This window comes from Azospirillum sp. B4 (assembly GCF_000333275.1).
In the GTDB taxonomy this organism is placed as follows: Bacteria; Pseudomonadota; Alphaproteobacteria; order Azospirillales; family Azospirillaceae; genus Nitrospirillum.
The window spans coordinates 1-17224 of sequence record NZ_BACU01000113.1; the positions used below are offsets into that span (position 1 = coordinate 1).

Consider the following 17224-nt stretch of genomic DNA (forward strand, 5'->3'; position numbering starts at 1 on the left):
GGACTATCGATCAGGTGGTGATGATTTGCTGTGCCATCCCGCGCGCAGTTGATGGTAGCGTGCCTGCGGCGGGCATTGCCCCGTCGTCGACGTTGACCGCAGCGATCCCGGCATCTCTTGACGCATGAGGGTGCGGGCGGCGCCTGAAATGACATTGATCCGGGATTTGGAACAGAGATGAGCACGCAAACCCTTCCCGCCTTCTACCAGCGCCCCCGTCCCCTGGCGGCGGAGCGTGACGGCGACCTGTCGCTGGCCCCGATCACCGACTACCGGTTCGCGTCCGGCGCCAATTCCGTGCCCGTGATCGCGGCGGAATTCACGCTGGCGTGCAAGCACTACCCCATCCTGTTCCTGGATGGCGCGCCGCCCCAGGCCGTGGCGCTGCTGGGCCTGCGCAATGGTGAAAACCTGTTCGTGAACGCCGAGGGCGGCTGGGACGCCGGCAGCTACATCCCGGCCTATGTCCGCCGTTACCCCTTCATCTTCCTGGAGAACCGGGAGAAGGCGGAATTCACCCTGTGCATCGATGAGGCGGCCCCGACCGTCACCCAGGGCGGCGCCAACAAGCTGTTCGACGGTGGCCAGCCCACCGAGGTGACCCGCAACGCGCTGGCGTTCTGCAGCGACTACCAGGGCCACTACAACGCCACGACGGAATTCGTGCAGGCCCTGATCAAGGCCGACCTGCTGGTGGAAAACCGCGCCGATGTCACCCTGAAGGACGGCCAGAAGCTGAGCCTGGCGGGCTTCAAGGTCATCGACGAGGCCAAGTTCAACCAGCTGCCGGCCGAGGAATTCCAGCGTTGGCGGGAACGCGGCTGGCTGCACCTGGTCTATTGCCACCTGATCTCGGTCAGCAACTGGGGCGGCCTGGTGGATCGCACGGCGCAGCGCCCGGCGACCAACTGACGCGGGCGCACCAACGCCCCGACATGCGGACGGCGGCCCGGGTCATCCCGCGGCCGCCGCCGTTTTGATATCTGGTCCGGCCTTATTCCACAGCCCACCTTCGGGGATCCAGATCCGTCTCACAAGACGAAGATCGCGCCAACTTGGCCAACGATCATGAGGGAAAGCAACGCCAACAGGGGCAGCCATGCTTCGACCCACAGCTGCGTCCGCCGCTCCGCCTTGACCATCGCCGCCATTTCCATCCTCACGTCGCATGCCCGAACAGTGGGATTATTTGAACCATCGCCGAAGTTGATCGTCAATACGGCATAATATACACTAAATTTCTTGTTATTCTCCCGATGCATTGCCGCCTGGGCCTGTCGCGCCATTTCCTGACAGATGTGACGCAAACCGGGACAAGCGCATGGACGAACGGCCCTCGGCATTTTCCGCTTTCAGGCGGCAAGCCCTCCTGCTGGCGGGCCTCGCCAGCCTGCTGTTCCCGCCGTTGGCGGGAGCCCAACAAGTCGACACCCAGGCCATCCGCGATGCGGTGCGCGACCAGCTGAAGGCCGAGGACATCGGCCACGGTTTCGAGACCCTGGGCGTCTTCGGCGGCACGCCCGACGCCAGCGCCGCCCGCTACAGCAGCAATGAGATCACGCTGCACGGCTACAAGCTGCCCATCACCCACAGCTTCCGCGACAAGGACGACGCCGATGGCGTCGCCCCCTACCTGGAGGTGACGCTGGGTTATGAGACCGCGTGGCAGCAGACGGGCCTGGGTGCCGACACCGGCGGCCCCGACCTGGTGAGGGAAAACTACAAGTCCTACTCCGCCCTGGGCGGCTTCGGCCTGGACATCCCGGTGGGCACGTCGACCTCCATCCGGCCGGTGGCGCTGGGCGGCTATACCCGCATCCGTGGCAGCGGGGAGTTCGCCGGCCCCAACGCCGACCTGCTGCATGACACCACCGGCGGCATCCTGACCAGCATGCGCATCGACAGCTTCCTGGCCGGCGGCGGGGTGGAGGTGCTGCATGAACGGACCCTGCCCGACGACCTGCGCCTGCATCTGATGGGCCGCTTCAGCGAATTCGCCGACATTCCCAGCCGGGTGAGCGACCCTTCCCTCAAATCCACCGGCAGCTTCGGGTTCGCCACGGTCAACGCCCAACTGGATGGGCCGCTGGGCCATCTGTTCGCGGACGATCTGCGCTGGATCGCCTTCAGCCGTGGCAACATCCTGATCGGCTCGCAACAGGCTTTCCTGGGCTTCGACAAGTTCCTGGAGGTGGGCGGGGGGCTGGAGGTGATGACGCCCCACCTGGGCTATGGCGTGGAGGGTGTGACCCTGCGCGGATCCGCCATCATCGGCAACGGGGTGCGCGGCTGGACCGTGGGCCTGGGCCTGGCGTTCTGATGCGAAGACCATCCCTTGATAGGGTGATCCAACGTTTTGATTTCCGTGACGATTGACCAAATTTTTAAATGGCGCCACAAGGGGCGACACCCTTTTCCCGATAAGTGCCCCGCCCGTGCGTCTCCGCGATCTGCCCTCCATCAGCGCCGTCCTCACCTGCCCGGCGGCATCCCCCCTGCTGGACCGCCACGGCCGGGCGGCGGCGACGGACGCCGTCCGCGCCCTGCTGGCCGAGGCGCGGGCCGCTCTGCTGGCCGGCGGCGACGCGGTTTGGGGTATAGGGGGGCCGGACGCCGACGGGGTGGCCGCGCTGGCCCTGGCCCGGTTGGAAGCCACCAGCCGCTCCGCCCTGCGCCCCCTGTTCAACCTGACGGGCACGGTGCTGCACACCAACCTGGGCCGCGCCCTGCTGGCGGAGGAGGCCAAGGCGGCGGCCCTGGCCGCCATGGGGGATCCGGTGGCGCTGGAGTTCGACCTGGACAGCGGCACGCGCGGGGAGCGGGATGACCATGTCCGCGCCCTGCTGTGCGAGCTGACAGGGGCGGAGGACGCCACCGTCGTCAACAACAACGCCGCCGCCGTGCTGCTGGCCCTCAACACCCTGGCCCGGGGCCGCGACGCCATCGTCTCGCGCGGGGAGCTGATCGAGATTGGCGGCGCCTTCCGCATGCCGGACATCATGGCCCAGGCCGGCGCCCGGCTGGTGGAGGTCGGCACCACCAACCGCACCCACGCCAAGGATTACAAGGGCACGTTGACACCCGAAACCGGCGTCATCCTGAAGGTCCACACCAGCAACTACCGCATCCAGGGCTTCACCAAGGAGGTGCTGGCGCCAGAGCTGGCGGCCATCGCCCATGGCGCCGGCGTACCCCTGCTGAACGACCTGGGATCCGGCACCCTGGTGGACCTCTCCCCCTATGGCCTGAAGCGCGAGCCCACGGTGCGCGAGGCGGTGGAGGAAGGGGCGGACCTGGTCACCTTCTCGGGCGACAAGCTGCTGGGCGGGCCCCAGGCGGGCTTCATCGTCGGCCGCCGCGACCTGGTCGCCGCCGTCAACCGCAACCCCATGAAGCGGGCCCTGCGGGTGGACAAGGTGCGGCTGGCCGCCATCGAGGCGACGCTGAAGCTGTACCGCGACCCCGACCGCCTGGCCCGACGCCTGCCCACCCTGGCCCTGCTGTCCCGCCCCAAGGCGGAGATCGCGGACCAGGCCCGGCGCCTGGCGCCGGCGCTGGCCCAGGCCCTGGGGGCCGGCTACGCCGTCACGGTGTGCGACTGCGACAGCCAGATCGGCTCCGGCGCCCTGCCGCTGGACACCCTGCCCAGCGCCGGCCTGGCGATCGCCGCCGGCGGGGCGGCGCTGAACCGGCTGGCGGCGTCCTTCCGCGCCCTGTCCCGCCCCATCATCGGCCGCATCGAGGATGGCCGCCTGGTGCTGGACCTGCGCTGCCTGCGCGATGAGGACGCGTTCACCGCCACACTGGCGGAGCTGCACCAGCCATGATCATCGGCACCGCCGGCCATATCGACCACGGCAAGACCGCCCTGGTGCGGGCCCTGACCGGCGTCGACGGCGACCGCCTGAAGGAGGAGAAGGCCCGGGGCATCACCATCGACCTGGGATTCGCCTACCTGCCCCTCTCCAACGCCCCCACCCTGGGCTTCGTCGACGTGCCGGGGCATGAGCGCTTCGTCCACACCATGGTGGCGGGGGCCAGCGGCATCGACTTCGCCCTGCTGGTGGTGGCGGCCGACGATGGCGTCATGCCGCAGACGCGTGAGCATCTGGCCATCATCGACCTGCTGGGCATCCGCCACGGCCTGGTGGCCCTGACCAAGGCGGACCTGGCCACCCCCGACCGCCTGGCGGCGGTGGTGGCGGAGATCACGGCCGCCCTGGATGGTACCAGCCTTGCCGACGCCGACATCCTGCCCGTCTCCGCCCTCAGCGGCGCCGGCATCGATGATCTGCGCCAACGGCTGGCCGACGCCGCCCACGCCCAGGCACGAGAGAAGGATGGGACGGAAGCCGGCGCCTTCCGCCTGGCCGTCGACCGCGCCTTCACCCTGACCGGCGTGGGCGTGGTGGTGACGGGCACGGTGCTGTCCGGCCGGGTGCGGGTGGGCGACACCGTCACCATCAGTCCCTCCGGCCTCGCGGCGCGCGTCCGCTCCCTGCACGCCCAGAACGCGGTGGCGGAGGAAGGGCGGGCCGGCGACCGCTGCGCCCTGAACCTGGCCGGGCCGGACATCACCAAGGACGCCCTGCACCGGGGGGACATGGTGCTGGCCCCCGCATTGCACGCCCCCACCGACCGCATCGACGCCAGCCTGCGCCTGCTGCCGCGCGAGGCGGGGGCCAAGGCGCTGGGCCAATGGTTCCCCGTGCGCCTGCACCACGCGGCGGCGGAGGTGGGCGCCCGCGTCGTGCTGCTGTCGGAAGAGGCGCTGGCGGGGGGCGGGGCCACGCAGGTGCAACTGGTGCTGGAGCGGCCCATCGCGGCGGCGGTGGGCGACCGCTACGTCATCCGCGACGTCTCCGCCCAGCACACCCTGGGCGGCGGCCGTTTCATCGACCTGCGCCCGCCGCCCCGCCGCCGCCGCACGGGGGAACGGGTGGCCCAGCGCATCGCCCTGGCCCTGCCCGACCCGGCGGCGGCGCTGGCCGCCCTGCTGGCCGTGCCGCCCTACGCCGTGGATCTTACCGCCTTCGTCCGCGACCACGCCCTGCCCACCGACCGGGCGGAGGCGCTGGCCCGGGACCTGGGCTTGGTAGTGCTGGAACAGGGCGATGCCCGCACCGCCCTGTCGGCCGACCACTGGGCCGCCTTCCTGAGCCAGCTGACGGAACAGCTGACCGCCTATCACGCGGAGAACCCGGACCTGCAGGGCATGGGGCGGGAGAAGCTGCGCTTGGGCGTGCAGCCGCGCCTGCCCGCCCCGCTGTTCGCCGTCGCCGTGGGCCGGGCCGTGGCCCAGGGCCTGGTGGCGCTGGACGGGTCCTTCATCCGCCTGGCCGGCCACACCGTGCGCCTGGCGCCGGAGGATGAGGCCGCTTGGGGCGCGCTGGCGCCCCTGCTGGGTGGCGAGGTGCGCTTCCGCCCGCCCCGGGTGCGCGACATCGCCACCGACACCGGCCGGCCGGAACCGGAGGTGCGCCGCATCCTGAAGCTGGCCGGCCGCATGGGCTGGGCCGACCAGGTGGCGCACGACCATTTCTTCCTGCGCGACACGGTGCGCGAGATGGTGGCCATCGCCGTGGACGTGGCGGCCCAGGCGCCCGACGGCACCTTCGTCGTCGCCCCCTTCCGCGACCGCATGGACAACGGCCGCAAGGTCGCCATCCAGATCCTGGACTTCTTCGACCGCCACGGCATCACCCTGCGCCGGGGCGACCTGCGCCGCATCAACCCGCACCGGCTGGACTTGTTCGGCCCGCCTGTGGTTTTGTGAGCTTTAGCGGCTAGAGACGGAAGGGAATCGCCCCTGGTGGGGCGTCCGGACTTCAAATCCGGGTGGGGCAGCGAGACTGTCCCGGGTGGGTTCGACTCCCATTCCCTTCCGCCAGATTTTTGTTTGCTGTGAGGCGCTGGGTAAGCGTGGGGGCAACCTCAGGACTTCGACTGATAGCCGAGGATTCATTCTCGAAATACAATACCATTTTTGCCTTTGGTGCTCGTAATAGGCCGATACTCGCTTGTGTGCTTCCAACGCAAAGCTGAGTAAGTAGCACTGGCAATGATTAGGCGTTCCTCTTAGCTGCAGACAAAGCGCAAGAGGGCAATCTTGAGCAATCGACACATCGGGGGAATGGCCATATGTCACTCGAAGGAACGACAGGCTTTGCAAAAAGACCGTTCCGCGCGAAGTCTCTGCGAGCCTTCGAAAAAGACTACAATCCAACCTTTGAGGATGAGGCGCACCAAACTCGGGGAGCCTTTCTCGATGCGTTCCCGATAGATGCACTCCCTAACCTTACCGTCGAAAATTATGTAATAGGCCTCCAACAACCAACATTCTGCTATCACATTGAAGTGAAAACCCGATCCTGGGCAATTATTCAGGGCGCGACTGCGGCCAAATTCGGTATCTATTTTGGCCGTACCAAGAGCGATCCGAAAAGCACCTATCGGCCGACCCCAAGATTCGGAAAAACAAAGAGCGAGGCATTCGAGATGGTCAAATCCGCCCTGATCGATCTGGTCGCGGCAGGAAAAAAAGACAGTCTAAATTTCGAAGAGATTGACGCTAATTCGCTATCTCAAATGTTTAAGGCGAAAATCCTTAGCCTATATTTCCCAGATCGCTTCATTAATGTTTGCAGTCGCGAACATCTCGAAATTTTCGCGTCGAAGCTTGGCTTCCAGGGCGTCGGATATGTCAGCGAATACCAAAATTATCTGGTGGCCCAAAAGTTGAGGGATTCCGCCACGCGATCCTGGAGCAATCCGAAATTCATGGCATTCCTTTATGCCACCTACATGCCAGAGCGCGGCGCTGCCGGTTCTTCAATTCGCAAACCAACGAAGAAGCGGCCCAGTACTGTTGATTTTGAGGATCTTCAGGCTGCATGGGCCAGGATCGGACGGGAAAGCGAGAAGTTTGCACAGAAATGGGAGGAAGAGCGCCTTCGAGGCCACGGTTGGCCGCAATTAGCCAAACAAATCGACGATCGGCGCAGCCGTCCAGGTTATGGCTACGACTTTCGGTCCTTTTCGTCGCCCGGAGTACCACGCTTCATCGAAGTGAAGACCGTGGGAAAGGTAAGGGGTGGTGGGTACCGGTGCTTCGTGTCAGAAACCGAGTATAATGTGTCCAAATCTTCCGATCATGCTACCGAGTATTATTTCTATCTAGTTTCGCTTAGTTCAGACGGGAAACCGATCTCCCTGATGCCTGTGCGCGCCGAGGATCAATACAAGAACTCAGAGCTTCTGCCAGTCAGTTATGAAATGCGGTTCGATTTTGATTGAGAATGACCTGCGTGGTTGTCAATAGCGGCCGCCCACTCGGCCGGCAACATAGCCGGAAGATTAGAGGCAATGAGGACCGCTCTACTCAACTGCATCGCCAACTATCGACATGCTAAAATGAAAAGACTTTGCACTCATTGACGTCTATCGTGGGACACTATCTGCACCATCGCCCCCCCCTCCGTCACCCGGCCGATGACACGCGCCATCGGATAGCCCGCTTCCACGATCTGGCGGCAGATCTCCTCCGCCCGCTCCGGCGCCACCGCCACCAGCAGGCCGCCGGATGTCTGCGGGTCGGTTAGCAGGGCGCGTTGCCACGGGGCCAGGTCGGCGGGCAGGCGGGTTTCCTCGCCATAGCTGGCCCAGTTGCGGTTGGAAGCGCCGGTGATGAAGCCGGCCTGGGCCAGTTGGGCCGCCTGGGACAGGAAGGGCAGACGGTCCCAGTCCACCGACAGCGTCACGCCGGCACCCCGCGCCATCTCCAGCCCGTGGCCCAGCAGGCCGAAGCCGGTGACGTCGGTGATGGCATGCACGTCGGCATCCTGCGCCAGCACCGCGCCGATGCTGTTCAGCAGGGTGGTGCTGGCCACCATCTCGGCATACCCGGCGGCGTCGAGCTTCTGTTTCTTGAAGGCGGCGGAATAGATGCCCACGCCCAGGCCCTTGGTCAGGATCAGGGCGTCGCCGGGCCGCGCGCTGGCGTTGCGGCGGATGGCCTGGGGCGGGGCCACGCCGATGACGGCCAGGCCGTAGATCGGCTCCCCGCTATCGATGGAATGGCCGCCGGCCACGGGGATGCCGGCCTCGGCACAGATGCTGGCGCCGCCGGCCAGGATTTCCCGCACCACCTCCGGCGCCAGCTTGCCCAGCGGCATGCCCAGGATGGCCAGCGCGAACAGCGGCCGGCCACCCATGGCGTAGACGTCGGACAGCGCGTTGGTGGCGGCGATGCGGCCGAAGTCGCGCGGATCGTCCACCACCGGCATGAAGAAGTCGGTGGTGGCGATGATGCAGTGGCGCTCATCCAGCTGCCACACGGCGGCATCGTCCCCCGTCTCCGTCCCCACCAGCAGGTTGGCGTAGGCCGCCGTCTGGGGCTGGCCGGCCAGCAGCTGCTGCAGCACGGCCGGCGCCAGCTTGCAGCCACAGCCGCCGCCATGGGCCAGGTCGGTCAAACGCACGGGGGTTTCTGACATTCTCATTGCCTTTGATTGTAGAAAAACGCCGTCTTTGTAATGTTCACGGGCAAGATGCCCGCCTATACGACGGCAACATTGCCAATGATCGGGGCCGGCGTTAAGACTGTATTTGTTCCATCGACGATGTCTATCAAGTGGGGTGGCACCTCCCGTGCGACCAGCCCCCATGACGGGACGTCTTGATGCCGAACCGTGGCCCGGTCGGGTCCAAAGCGCGGACGGGGTGCCTGTCCGCGCGGCCCCAGATTTGACGCCACGGACGCATCCCCATGGACCTGACCTCCACACAGAAGCCGCACAAACTCAATCCCTGGATCGGCCCCGCCATCGTGGCGCTGATCGCCGTGGCCGGCCTGTTCTACGTGAAATGGTCGCCCTATTACGCCCGCGCCTTCGTGGCGGCAGCCAACCACGCCATCGGCAAGTCCATCCTGATGGGCACCGACGCCGCCGCCCCTGCCCCGTCATGGGAAGCGGCGGTGGGTTATGCCCTGGCCTACGGCAAGGCCATCTGGCAGGCCATGGTGCTGGGCCTGCTGCTCGGTTCCGCCATCCAGGCGCTGCTGCCGGTGAACTGGGTGGCCCGCGCCCTGGGCCGCACCGGCTTCGGCAGCGTGCTGGCCGGTGGCCTGCTGTCGCTGCCCGGCATGATGTGCACCTGCTGCGCCGCCCCGGTGGTGATGGGCCTGCGCCGCCAACAGGCGTCGCCCGGCGCCGCCATGGCCTTCTGGCTGGGCAACACCATCCTGAACCCGGCCGCCCTGGTCTTCATCGGCTTCGTCCTGGGCTGGCAGTGGACCGGCCTGCGCCTGGCGCTGGGCCTGGTGATGGTCCTGGGCCTGGGCGTGCTGGTCAACCGCTTCAGCCCCATCCCCAATTCCGAGGCCGCGCTGCACGCCCTGCAGGTGGAGGCCGAGGCGGAGAACCCCTTCGCCCGCTGGCTGCGCATCCTGGGGCGCATGGCCCTGCGGCTAATCCCGGAATACGTCGTCATCGTCCTGCTGTTGGGGGCGGCCCGCGCCTGGCTGTTCCCCGCCATCGGGCCGGAGATCGGCAACAGCTTCATCTGGATCGCCGCCTTCGCCATCGCCGGCACCCTGTTCGTCATCCCCACGGCGGGCGAGGTTCCCATCATCCAGGCCATGCTGTCGCTGGGCATGGGCGTGGGGCCGGCCGGCGCCCTGCTGATGACCCTGCCGCCCATCAGCCTGCCGTCCGTGGCCATGCTGGCCCGCTCCTTCGAGCCCAAGGCCCTGGCCGCCGTCATCGCCGGCGTTGTGGTGCTGGGCATCGTCAGCGGCTATCTGGCGGTGGCCCTATTCTGATCCGCACCACCGGGGCCCCATGAGGGTGGGCAGGGCGGCGGCCAGGGCGTCCACCGCCACCCGCACCTTCAGGGGCAGGTGTGGCGTCTGTACCCACAGGGTATGGACATCGTACAGATATTCCGGCTGGTCCGGCAGCACGATGACCAATTCCCCCGTGCGCAGCCGGTCACCGATCAGCCAGGAGGGCAGCCAGGCCAGCCCCATGCCGGCCACGGCCAAGTCGGCGATGGTCTCCAGGTCGTCCAGCTGGATACGATGGCGGGGTAGCACCTCCACCGCCGGCTGCCCGTCGCGTGGGAACAGCCACTGCGGAATGCGGGCGGAGCGGCGGTAAATGATGCCCTCATGCCGGGCCAGGTCATCCAGATCCGTCGGCGCGCCATGCGCCGCAAGGTAGCCGGGGGCGGCGCAGACCACCATACGCTGGCGCGCCACGCGCCGGGCGATCAGGCCGGCGCGGTCGGCCAAGCCGCCGGTGCGGATGGCCAGATCGAACCCCTCCTCCACCAAATCGACCAGGCGATCGCCCAGCGACAAATCCAGCTCCAGCGCAGGATAGCGCCGCGCCAGTTGCAGCAGCACGGGCACGACGCAGCGGCGCCCGAAATGCTCCGGCATCGTGACGCGCAGCCGGCCGCGCGGCTCCCCCAGCTGGTCGGCGGCCAGGGCGTCGGCGGCGTCCGCCTCCGCCAGCACGACGCGGCAGCGCTCGTAATAGGCCCGGCCGAAATCCGTCAAGCTCTGCCGCCGCGTGGTGCGGTTCAGCAGCCGCACGCCCAGCCGTTCCTCCAGGAAGCGGATGTGCTTGCCCACCATGGGGCCGGACACCCCAAGCGCTGACGCGGCGGCGGCGAAAGACCCCAGATCCACCGCCTTGACGAAGACGGCCATGCTGCCCAACCGGTCCATATTGAAAACCATTGGTTCGTAGTGTTCTGCATCCTAGCCCATTTATCCCACCTGGCGGTCACGCTCATGTTCATTCCTGTCAATTGATTTGGAGTGAATGACCATGGCACGCATTATCCGCTTTCATGAGCATGGCGGCCCCGAGGTCCTGCGTATCGAGGAGGCCGATGTGCCGCCGCCCGGCGCTGGCCAGGTGCAGATCCGCGTCAAGGCGCTGGGCCTGAACCGGGCCGAGGTCATGCTGCGCACCAACAATTATATCGAGACGCCCAAGGCCTGGCCCAGCGGCCTGGGCTATGAGGCCGCCGGCGTGGTCGCGGCCGTGGGCCCGGGCGTGGACAGCGTCGCCGTCGGCGACGCCGTCAGCGTGGTGCCGGCGGTATCCCAGATCGAGTGGCCGGCCTATGCCGAGCTGGCCAACTTCCAGCAGCACCTGGTGGTGAAGCACCCCGCGTCGCTGAGCTGGGAAGAGGCGGCGGCCACCTGGATGCAGTACGTCACCGCCCACGGCGCCCTGATCGACCTGGCCAGGCTGGGCAAAGGCGATGTCGTCGCCATCACAGCGGCCAGCAGCAGCGTGGGCCTGGCCGCAATCCAGATCGCCAACATGGTGGGCGCCACGCCTATCGCCGTCACCCGCACCTCCGCCAAGCGCCAGGCGCTGCGGGATGCCGGCGCCGCCCACGTCGTGGCTTCAGAGGAAGAGGATCTGGAAGCGCGGCTGACGGAGATCGCTGGGCCAGGGGGCGGGCTGTCTGGGGGGGTGCGGCCCGGGGTACAGGTGGTGTTCGACCCCATCGGCGGTCCGGCCTTCGCATCCCTGACCGCCGCCATGGCACGGGGCGGCATCCTGATCGAGTACGGTGCGCTGAGCCCCGAGCCCACGCCCTTCCCCCTGTTCAACGTGCTGGGCAAGAGCCTGACGCTGCGCGGCTACCTGGTGCACGAGGTCACGGCCGACCCTGTGCGGCTGGAGGCAGCCAAGGACTTCATCCTGGAGGGCCTGACCTCGGGCGCGCTCAAGCCCATCATCGCACGCAGCTTCGCGTTCGATGACATCGTGGAGGCTCACCGCTATCTGGAATCGAACCAGCAGTTCGGCAAGATAGTGGTTACCCTGTAACGGATGCGGCCCCGGTCTATTCGAACCGGGGCCGCTCCCTCTACGCCAGCAACAGCGGGTTGGGCGCGTGGCGCAGCCAGCCGACCTCGGCCACCATCAGGTCCAGGCCCAGGCTGGCCAAATCGTCGGCGTAAGCGTCCAGCTTGGGGTCCTTCGCCAGATAGAGCATTTTGGCGTAGGTGTGGCAGTCGTCGCAGGTTTCCACCTGCACGGCCCCATTCTCCCCCTCCACGCTTTTCAGCGACAGGTGGGCCGACTGGCCACAGGTGATGCATACCGCCCGCACATGGTTCCACGCGGTGGAGCAGAGGGAGCAATAGAGATAGCGCACGCCGGGCGTGGAACCGGAGGCGGTGATGATACCGGCTACCGGCGTGGACCCGCAGCAGGGACACAGGCCCCGCTCCGGCAGCAGGTGGACCTGATCCACGTCCAGGCTGGCGGCCAGCTTGGTGAAATAGACTTGCAAGGCGGCGGCGATGAAGACGGCGCGGCCGGCATCCTCAGGCGCGACATTGCCGCTGAGGAAGTCGCCGGCCAGGTATTCCAACGTGTCGCCATCCACCTCGTTCAGGCTGTCAATGACGGAGGCCACCAGGTCCGGCACCTCGGGCAACCGGTCGAAATGGCGCAGGATCAGGGTCAGCGCCTCGCGCCAGACGATGTCGCGCTCATGGCCATCGGCGGCCAGGGGCGGCATGCCGGCATCGGTGGCCGTGGCCACGTCGTCGGCATCCGGGGCGGTCACATCGATCATGTCGGCGGCGTCGTGCTGGGCCTGCGACAGCTCGCACAGGAACTCCAGCCATTGCGCCATGGGATGGTCGACAGCCAGCAGGCCCAGCCGACCGGAGGTGCGGGCGAACCGGGTGGCCGGGTCGGGCAGGATAATGGGGGCCGGCGCCGTCACCCCGCCTTGGGGATTGCCCATCCACGGCGCCTTGGGCGCCACTTCACCCTGTCTCATGACTGGTACTCCTGAAAAAGCACTCGGGGGCGCGACCTTGCCGGATCGCGCCCCCGTGATAGATAGGCCTTCTCCGCGCTCCTTGCCAACGGCATGAGGACAAGCCTCATGCCGTTGTAGGATGCGACCGCATCCGCCGGAGAGTTCCGGGGAGCGGAGCGAACTGGAACTCGAGGACCAGCCAAGCCCGCGGATGCGGGCGCCCGGCACCTGAGGGAACTTTCAACAAACATTAATCGCGGAATTTGGCGGTGCTGTCCGGCGTGGGCCCCGGTGAGCCGCTGGCGACCAGGCCCTGGAACCACTTGCGATGGTGCCGGAAGGCCCAGCCGGGTGTCACCCAACCGTGCAGCATGGCCCGCATCGAGCCCTTCACCCAGATCGCCGCGTAGACATGCGCGACCCAGATGAGCATGGCGCCGATGGCGGCCAGGCTGTGGATCAGCAGGGCCACCCGCTGCGTCTCGATGGCCGTGGCGTGGCCGAAATAAACCTCCCAGATCAGGATGCCGGTGACGAACAGCACCGGGATGATCAGGGCCATGCCCCAGAACACCACCTTCTGGCCGGCGTTGAAGCGGCCGACGGGCGGCACCTCCTCCTCGCGGTTGTCCAGCACCTTGTCCAGGCTTTTGGCCCAGGCGGTGTCATCGCGGTTCCACAGGTTGTCGCGCCAGAACTGCACGAACAGCCCCAGGAAGCTGACGACCAGCGTCACCCCCAGCCAGGGATGCACCGCCCGCATCCACTGCCCGCTGCCGAACAGGTTGGACAGCCAGAAGAACACGGGGTGGAACATGGCCAGGCCCGACAGGGTCAGCAGCACGAAACAGATGCCGGTGATCCAGTGGTTCAGCCGGGTGGCGGTGGAATTGCGGACGATGGTTCCCTTGGGATAGCTCATGACTTGGCACTCCCGTCCCGTTTCGCCTTCTCCATCTCCGCCCGCGCGTGCGCCTCATCGGCCTCCGTCGTCTCATTGGGACCGGAGACGATGGAGTGGACGAAGGCGCCGATGGCGGCGAAGGCCAGGCCCGCCAGGGCCACCGGCTTCAGGAAGCCCTTCCACGCCCCCACCAGCGCGCTGATATGGGGCTTGTCCGGCAGGCCGGAATAGAGTGAGGGCTTGTCGGCATGGTGCAGCACGTACATGACGTGCGTGCCGCCCACCTCCGGCGGGTCGTACAGCCCAGCGTTCTGAAAACCACGTTCCTTCAGTTCGGCGATGCGCTCCCCCGCCCAGTCCTTCATGTCGTCCTTGGAACCGAACATGATGGCGCCGGTGGGACAGGTCTTCACGCAGGCCGGTTCCAGCCCGACACCGACGCGGTCGGAACACAAGGTGCACTTGTACGACTTGTGGTCCTCGGCGCTGATGCGCGGGATGTTGAAGGGGCAGCCCTTCACGCAATAACCGCAGCCGATGCAGTTCTCGCTGATGAAGTCGACGATGCCGTTGGCATACTGGACGATGGCCCCGGGGGCCGGGCACGCCTTGAGGCAGCCCGGATCCTCACAGTGCATGCAGCCGTCCTTGCGGATCAGCCACTCCAGGTTCCCCTGCTCGTCCTCATACTCGGCGAACCGCATCAGGGTCCAGGTGCCGGGGTTGAGGTCGTGCGGGTTCTCGTAGGCGCCCTGGAACTCCTCCATGTCCGGCCGCAGGTTGTTCCATTCCATGCAGGCGGACTGGCAGGCCTTGCAGCCGATGCAGCGGCTGACGTCGATCAGCTTCGCCACCTCAAGCTCATGGTGGCGGACCGAGGGCGGCGTCAGGTTGCTGGCCGACCGGCGGATGTAGTCTTGGGATTGCAGGTCGGCCATCACGCGCTCCCCGTCTTCTTGTTGCGGGGCCCTTTGGCCACATCGATGGCTGGCGGCGCGCCGGTCTTCTCGATGTTCAGCAGGAAGGCCTTGAACTCCGGCGTGTTGGTGTTGGCGTCGCCCACGAACGGCGTCAGGGTATTGGCGCCATAGCCCCTGCGGGCCACGCCGGGTGAAGCCCCAGTGGATGGACAGCCGATGACGTGCGTCGCTGGCCCGTCCACCATCAGCGGCCTGATGCCCTTGTTCACGAAGGCCTTGCAGATCACCTGGCCGCGCCTGGACGACACCTTGACCCAGCCGCCCTGTTCGATGCCCTTCTCCTTGGCCAGGGCCTCACCGATCTCAACGAACTCCTCCGGCTGGAGGATGGCGTTGATCAGGGCGTGCTTGGTCCAATAGTGGAAGTGCTCGGTCAGGCGGTAGGTGGTGCCGACGTAGGGGAAGTCCTGCGCCGTGCCCATCGCCTTGCGGTCGTTGGGGAAGACGCGGGCGGCCGGGTTGCTCTTCACCTTGGGGTGAAGCAGGTTCTCCGCCGGGCTTTCGAACGGCTCGTAATGCTCGGGGAACGGACCCTCGACCATCAGGCCCCGGGCGAACAGGCGCCCCTGCCCTTCCTGGTTCATGATGAAGGGGCCGACCCCGTCCTGCGGCTTCACGGTCGGGCCATAGTCCGGCACGTCGAAGCCCACCCACTTGGACCCGTTCCACTGGATGACGGGCTTGTGCGGGTTCCACGCCTTGCCGTCCAGGTCGGCGCTGGCGCGGTTGTACAGGATGCGGCGGTTGGCGGGCCAGGCCCACGCCCAGTTGGGGGCGATGCCGGCGTCGCGCGGGTCCGACGCGTCGCGCCGGGCCATCTGGTTGCCCTTCTCCGTCCAGCTGCCGGCGAAAATCCAGCAGCCGGACATGGTGGTGCCGTCGTCGCGCAACTGGGCGAAGCCGTCCAGCTGCTGCCCGGCCTTCAGCACCACCGCGCCCGTGTCGTCCTTGATGTCGACCAGGGCGCGGCCGTTCATCTCCCGCGCCAGCTCGGCCGGTTGCGGCTCCGCCGGGTCGGCGTAGGACCAGCTGAGGTTCAGGATGGGGTCGGGGAAGGCGCCGCCGTCCTTGGCGTATAGGGACTTCAGGCGGTGGTACAGCCCGGCCATGATCCACAGGTCGGGCTTGGCCTCGCCCGGCGCGTCCGCCGCCTTCCAGTGCCACTGCAGCCAGCGTGCGGAGTTGACGAGCGAGCCCTCCTCCTCCGCGAAGCAGGTGGTGGGCAGCTGGAACACCTCGGTCTGGATTTCGGCCGGCTTGGACGGGTTCTGCGGCCCGTAGTCCTGCCAGAAGTTGGCCGTCTCCGTATCCAGCGGATCGATGACCACCAGATACTTCAGCTTGGACAGGCTGCGGCGGATCTTGCCCCGGTCGGGAAAGGCCTGCATGGGGTTGAAGCCCTGGCAGATGTAGCCGTTCATCTGCCCGTTATCCATGCGCTCGAACGCGCGCAGCACGTCGTAGCCGTCCACGTCCAGCTTGGGCAGCCAGTCGTAGGCCCAGTTGTTCTCGGCCTTGGCGGCATCGCCGTACAGGGCCTTCTGGAAGCTGACGAAGAACTTGCGGTAGTTCTGCCAGTAGCTGGTCTGCCCCGGCCGCAGCGGCTTGAACTGCTTGGTCTCCAGATACTTATCCAGGGTGACGTCCGAATCCTTCGGAATGGTCAGGTAGCCCGGCAGCAGGTTGGACATCAGGCCGACGTCGGTCAGGCCCTGGATGTTGGAATGCCCGCGCAGGGCGTTCATGCCACCACCAGCGACGCCGATGTTGCCCAGCAGCAGTTGCACCATGGCCATGGCGCGGATGTTCTGCGCCCCCACGGAATGCTGCGTCCACCCCAGCGCGAACAGGCTGGTCAGCGCCTTGTCCGGCGCCGCCGTGCTGGCGAAGATCTTGCAGATCTCCAGGTACTTGTCCTGGGGCGTGCCGCAGATGCGGGACACCAGCTCGGGCGTGTACCGGTCGACATGCTGCTTCAGCAGGTTGATGACGCAGCGCGGATGCGCCCAGGTGTCGTCGGACTTGGCGTAGCCCTGTTCATCCAGCTCATAATCCCAGCTGGACTTGTCGTAGCCGCGCTTTTCCTCGTTATAGCCGGTGAACAGCCCATCCTCGAAGCCGAAGCCTTCCTTAACGATCAGGCTGGCGTTGGTGTAGGCCTTCACATAGGCGTGCTGGATCGCATCGTTCTCCAGCAGATAGCGCATGACGCCGCTGAGGAAAGCGATATCGGTGCCCGGCCGGATGGGGGCGTAAACGTCGGCCACGGAGGCCGTGCGGGTGAAGCGGGGATCGACAACGACCAGCTTGGCCTTGTTCTCGATCTTGGCCTCGATCACCCATTTGAAACCGCAAGGATGCGCCTCGGCGGCATTGCCGCCCATCACCAGCACGACATTGGCGTTCTTGATGTCCTGCCAGGTGTTGGTCATCGCACCGCGACCGAATGTTGGGGCCAAACTGGCCACCGTCGGTCCGTGTCAGACACGCGCCTGGTTATCGAACGCCAACATGCCCAGCGAACGGGCGACCT

General features: G+C 66.7%; 14 protein-coding genes and 1 tRNA gene. 8 read left to right on the forward strand and 7 right to left on the reverse strand.

Annotated features, from left to right (window positions below):
- The first annotated feature begins 177 nt into the window (after positions 1-177).
- On the forward strand, positions 178-912 hold the full coding sequence (locus I55_RS05415; RefSeq protein WP_044559488.1) for a SapC family protein: 735 nt from the start codon (positions 178-180) through the stop codon (positions 910-912).
- Between the two features lie 119 nt (positions 913-1031).
- Here the strand turns inward: I55_RS05415 and I55_RS35720 are convergent, their stop codons facing one another.
- Positions 1032-1286 carry a hypothetical protein gene (locus tag I55_RS35720; RefSeq protein ID WP_148293580.1) on the reverse strand — a complete coding sequence of 85 codons (255 nt, stop codon included), beginning with the start codon at positions 1284-1286 and terminating at the stop codon, positions 1032-1034.
- A gap of 35 nt (positions 1287-1321) precedes the next feature.
- Here I55_RS35720 and I55_RS05420 point away from each other — a divergent pair, with 35 nt between their 5' ends.
- The 5 genes from I55_RS05420 to I55_RS34110 all read left to right on the forward strand — a co-directional run bounded on the left by I55_RS05420 (position 1322) and on the right by I55_RS34110 (position 7296).
- The gene (locus I55_RS05420) at positions 1322-2320 is read left to right on the forward strand and encodes a hypothetical protein (RefSeq protein ID WP_044559489.1); all 999 of its coding nucleotides are present in this window, start codon (positions 1322-1324) and stop codon (positions 2318-2320) included.
- 115 nt (positions 2321-2435) lie between these two features.
- Entirely contained in the window at positions 2436-3827 is a 1392-nt protein-coding gene (gene selA / locus I55_RS05425) for an L-seryl-tRNA(Sec) selenium transferase (protein WP_252181025.1), read from the forward strand.
- Positions 3824-5776 carry a selenocysteine-specific translation elongation factor gene (gene selB / locus I55_RS05430; RefSeq protein WP_044559490.1) on the forward strand — a complete coding sequence of 651 codons (1953 nt, stop codon included), beginning with the start codon at positions 3824-3826 and terminating at the stop codon, positions 5774-5776. The genes selA and selB overlap by 4 nt, the downstream gene beginning before the upstream one ends.
- 18 nt (positions 5777-5794) lie before the next feature.
- A tRNA-Sec gene (locus I55_RS05435) sits at positions 5795-5890 on the forward strand.
- A 251-nt stretch (positions 5891-6141) separates the two neighbouring features.
- Positions 6142-7296, forward strand: coding sequence for a DUF3883 domain-containing protein (locus tag I55_RS34110; protein ID WP_083900866.1), 1155 nt, complete (start codon positions 6142-6144; stop codon positions 7294-7296).
- Positions 7297-7430: 134 nt separating this feature from the next.
- Here I55_RS34110 and selD read toward each other — a convergent pair whose 3' ends face one another.
- Positions 7431-8495 carry a selenide, water dikinase SelD gene (gene selD / locus I55_RS05440; RefSeq protein ID WP_044559491.1) on the reverse strand — a complete coding sequence of 355 codons (1065 nt, stop codon included), beginning with the start codon at positions 8493-8495 and terminating at the stop codon, positions 7431-7433.
- 272 nt (positions 8496-8767) lie between these two features.
- Here selD and I55_RS05445 point away from each other — a divergent pair, with 272 nt between their 5' ends.
- Complete coding sequence (locus I55_RS05445) at positions 8768-9823, forward strand: permease (protein WP_083900867.1); 1056 nt, start codon at positions 8768-8770, stop codon at positions 9821-9823.
- On the opposite strand, the gene I55_RS05450 is transcribed toward I55_RS05445, so the two are convergent.
- Entirely contained in the window at positions 9815-10717 is a 903-nt protein-coding gene (locus I55_RS05450; protein ID WP_252181026.1) for a LysR family transcriptional regulator, read from the reverse strand. The two genes, I55_RS05445 and I55_RS05450, sit on opposite strands and share 9 nt — an antisense overlap.
- A gap of 121 nt (positions 10718-10838) precedes the next feature.
- On the opposite strand from I55_RS05450, the gene I55_RS05455 reads away from it, so the two are divergent.
- The gene (locus tag I55_RS05455) at positions 10839-11858 is read left to right on the forward strand and encodes a zinc-dependent alcohol dehydrogenase family protein (RefSeq protein WP_044559499.1); all 1020 of its coding nucleotides are present in this window, start codon (positions 10839-10841) and stop codon (positions 11856-11858) included.
- A 40-nt stretch (positions 11859-11898) separates the two neighbouring features.
- On the opposite strand, the gene fdhE is transcribed toward I55_RS05455, so the two are convergent.
- The 4 genes from fdhE to fdnG all read right to left on the reverse strand — a co-directional run.
- Positions 11899-12825: a formate dehydrogenase accessory protein FdhE gene (gene fdhE / locus I55_RS05460; protein ID WP_044559492.1), complete on the reverse strand. Its 927-nt coding sequence runs from the start codon at positions 12823-12825 to the stop codon at positions 11899-11901.
- A 232-nt stretch (positions 12826-13057) separates the two neighbouring features.
- Complete coding sequence (locus tag I55_RS05465; protein ID WP_044559493.1) at positions 13058-13729, reverse strand: formate dehydrogenase subunit gamma; 672 nt, start codon at positions 13727-13729, stop codon at positions 13058-13060.
- On the reverse strand, positions 13726-14649 hold the full coding sequence (gene fdxH / locus I55_RS05470; protein WP_044559494.1) for a formate dehydrogenase subunit beta: 924 nt from the start codon (positions 14647-14649) through the stop codon (positions 13726-13728). Before fdxH ends, I55_RS05465 begins: the two co-directional genes overlap by 4 nt.
- Positions 14649-17224 (reverse strand): formate dehydrogenase-N subunit alpha (gene fdnG, locus I55_RS05475; protein WP_148293581.1); only part of this gene is annotated, 2576 nt, incomplete at its 5' end. The genes fdxH and fdnG, both read right to left, overlap by 1 nt.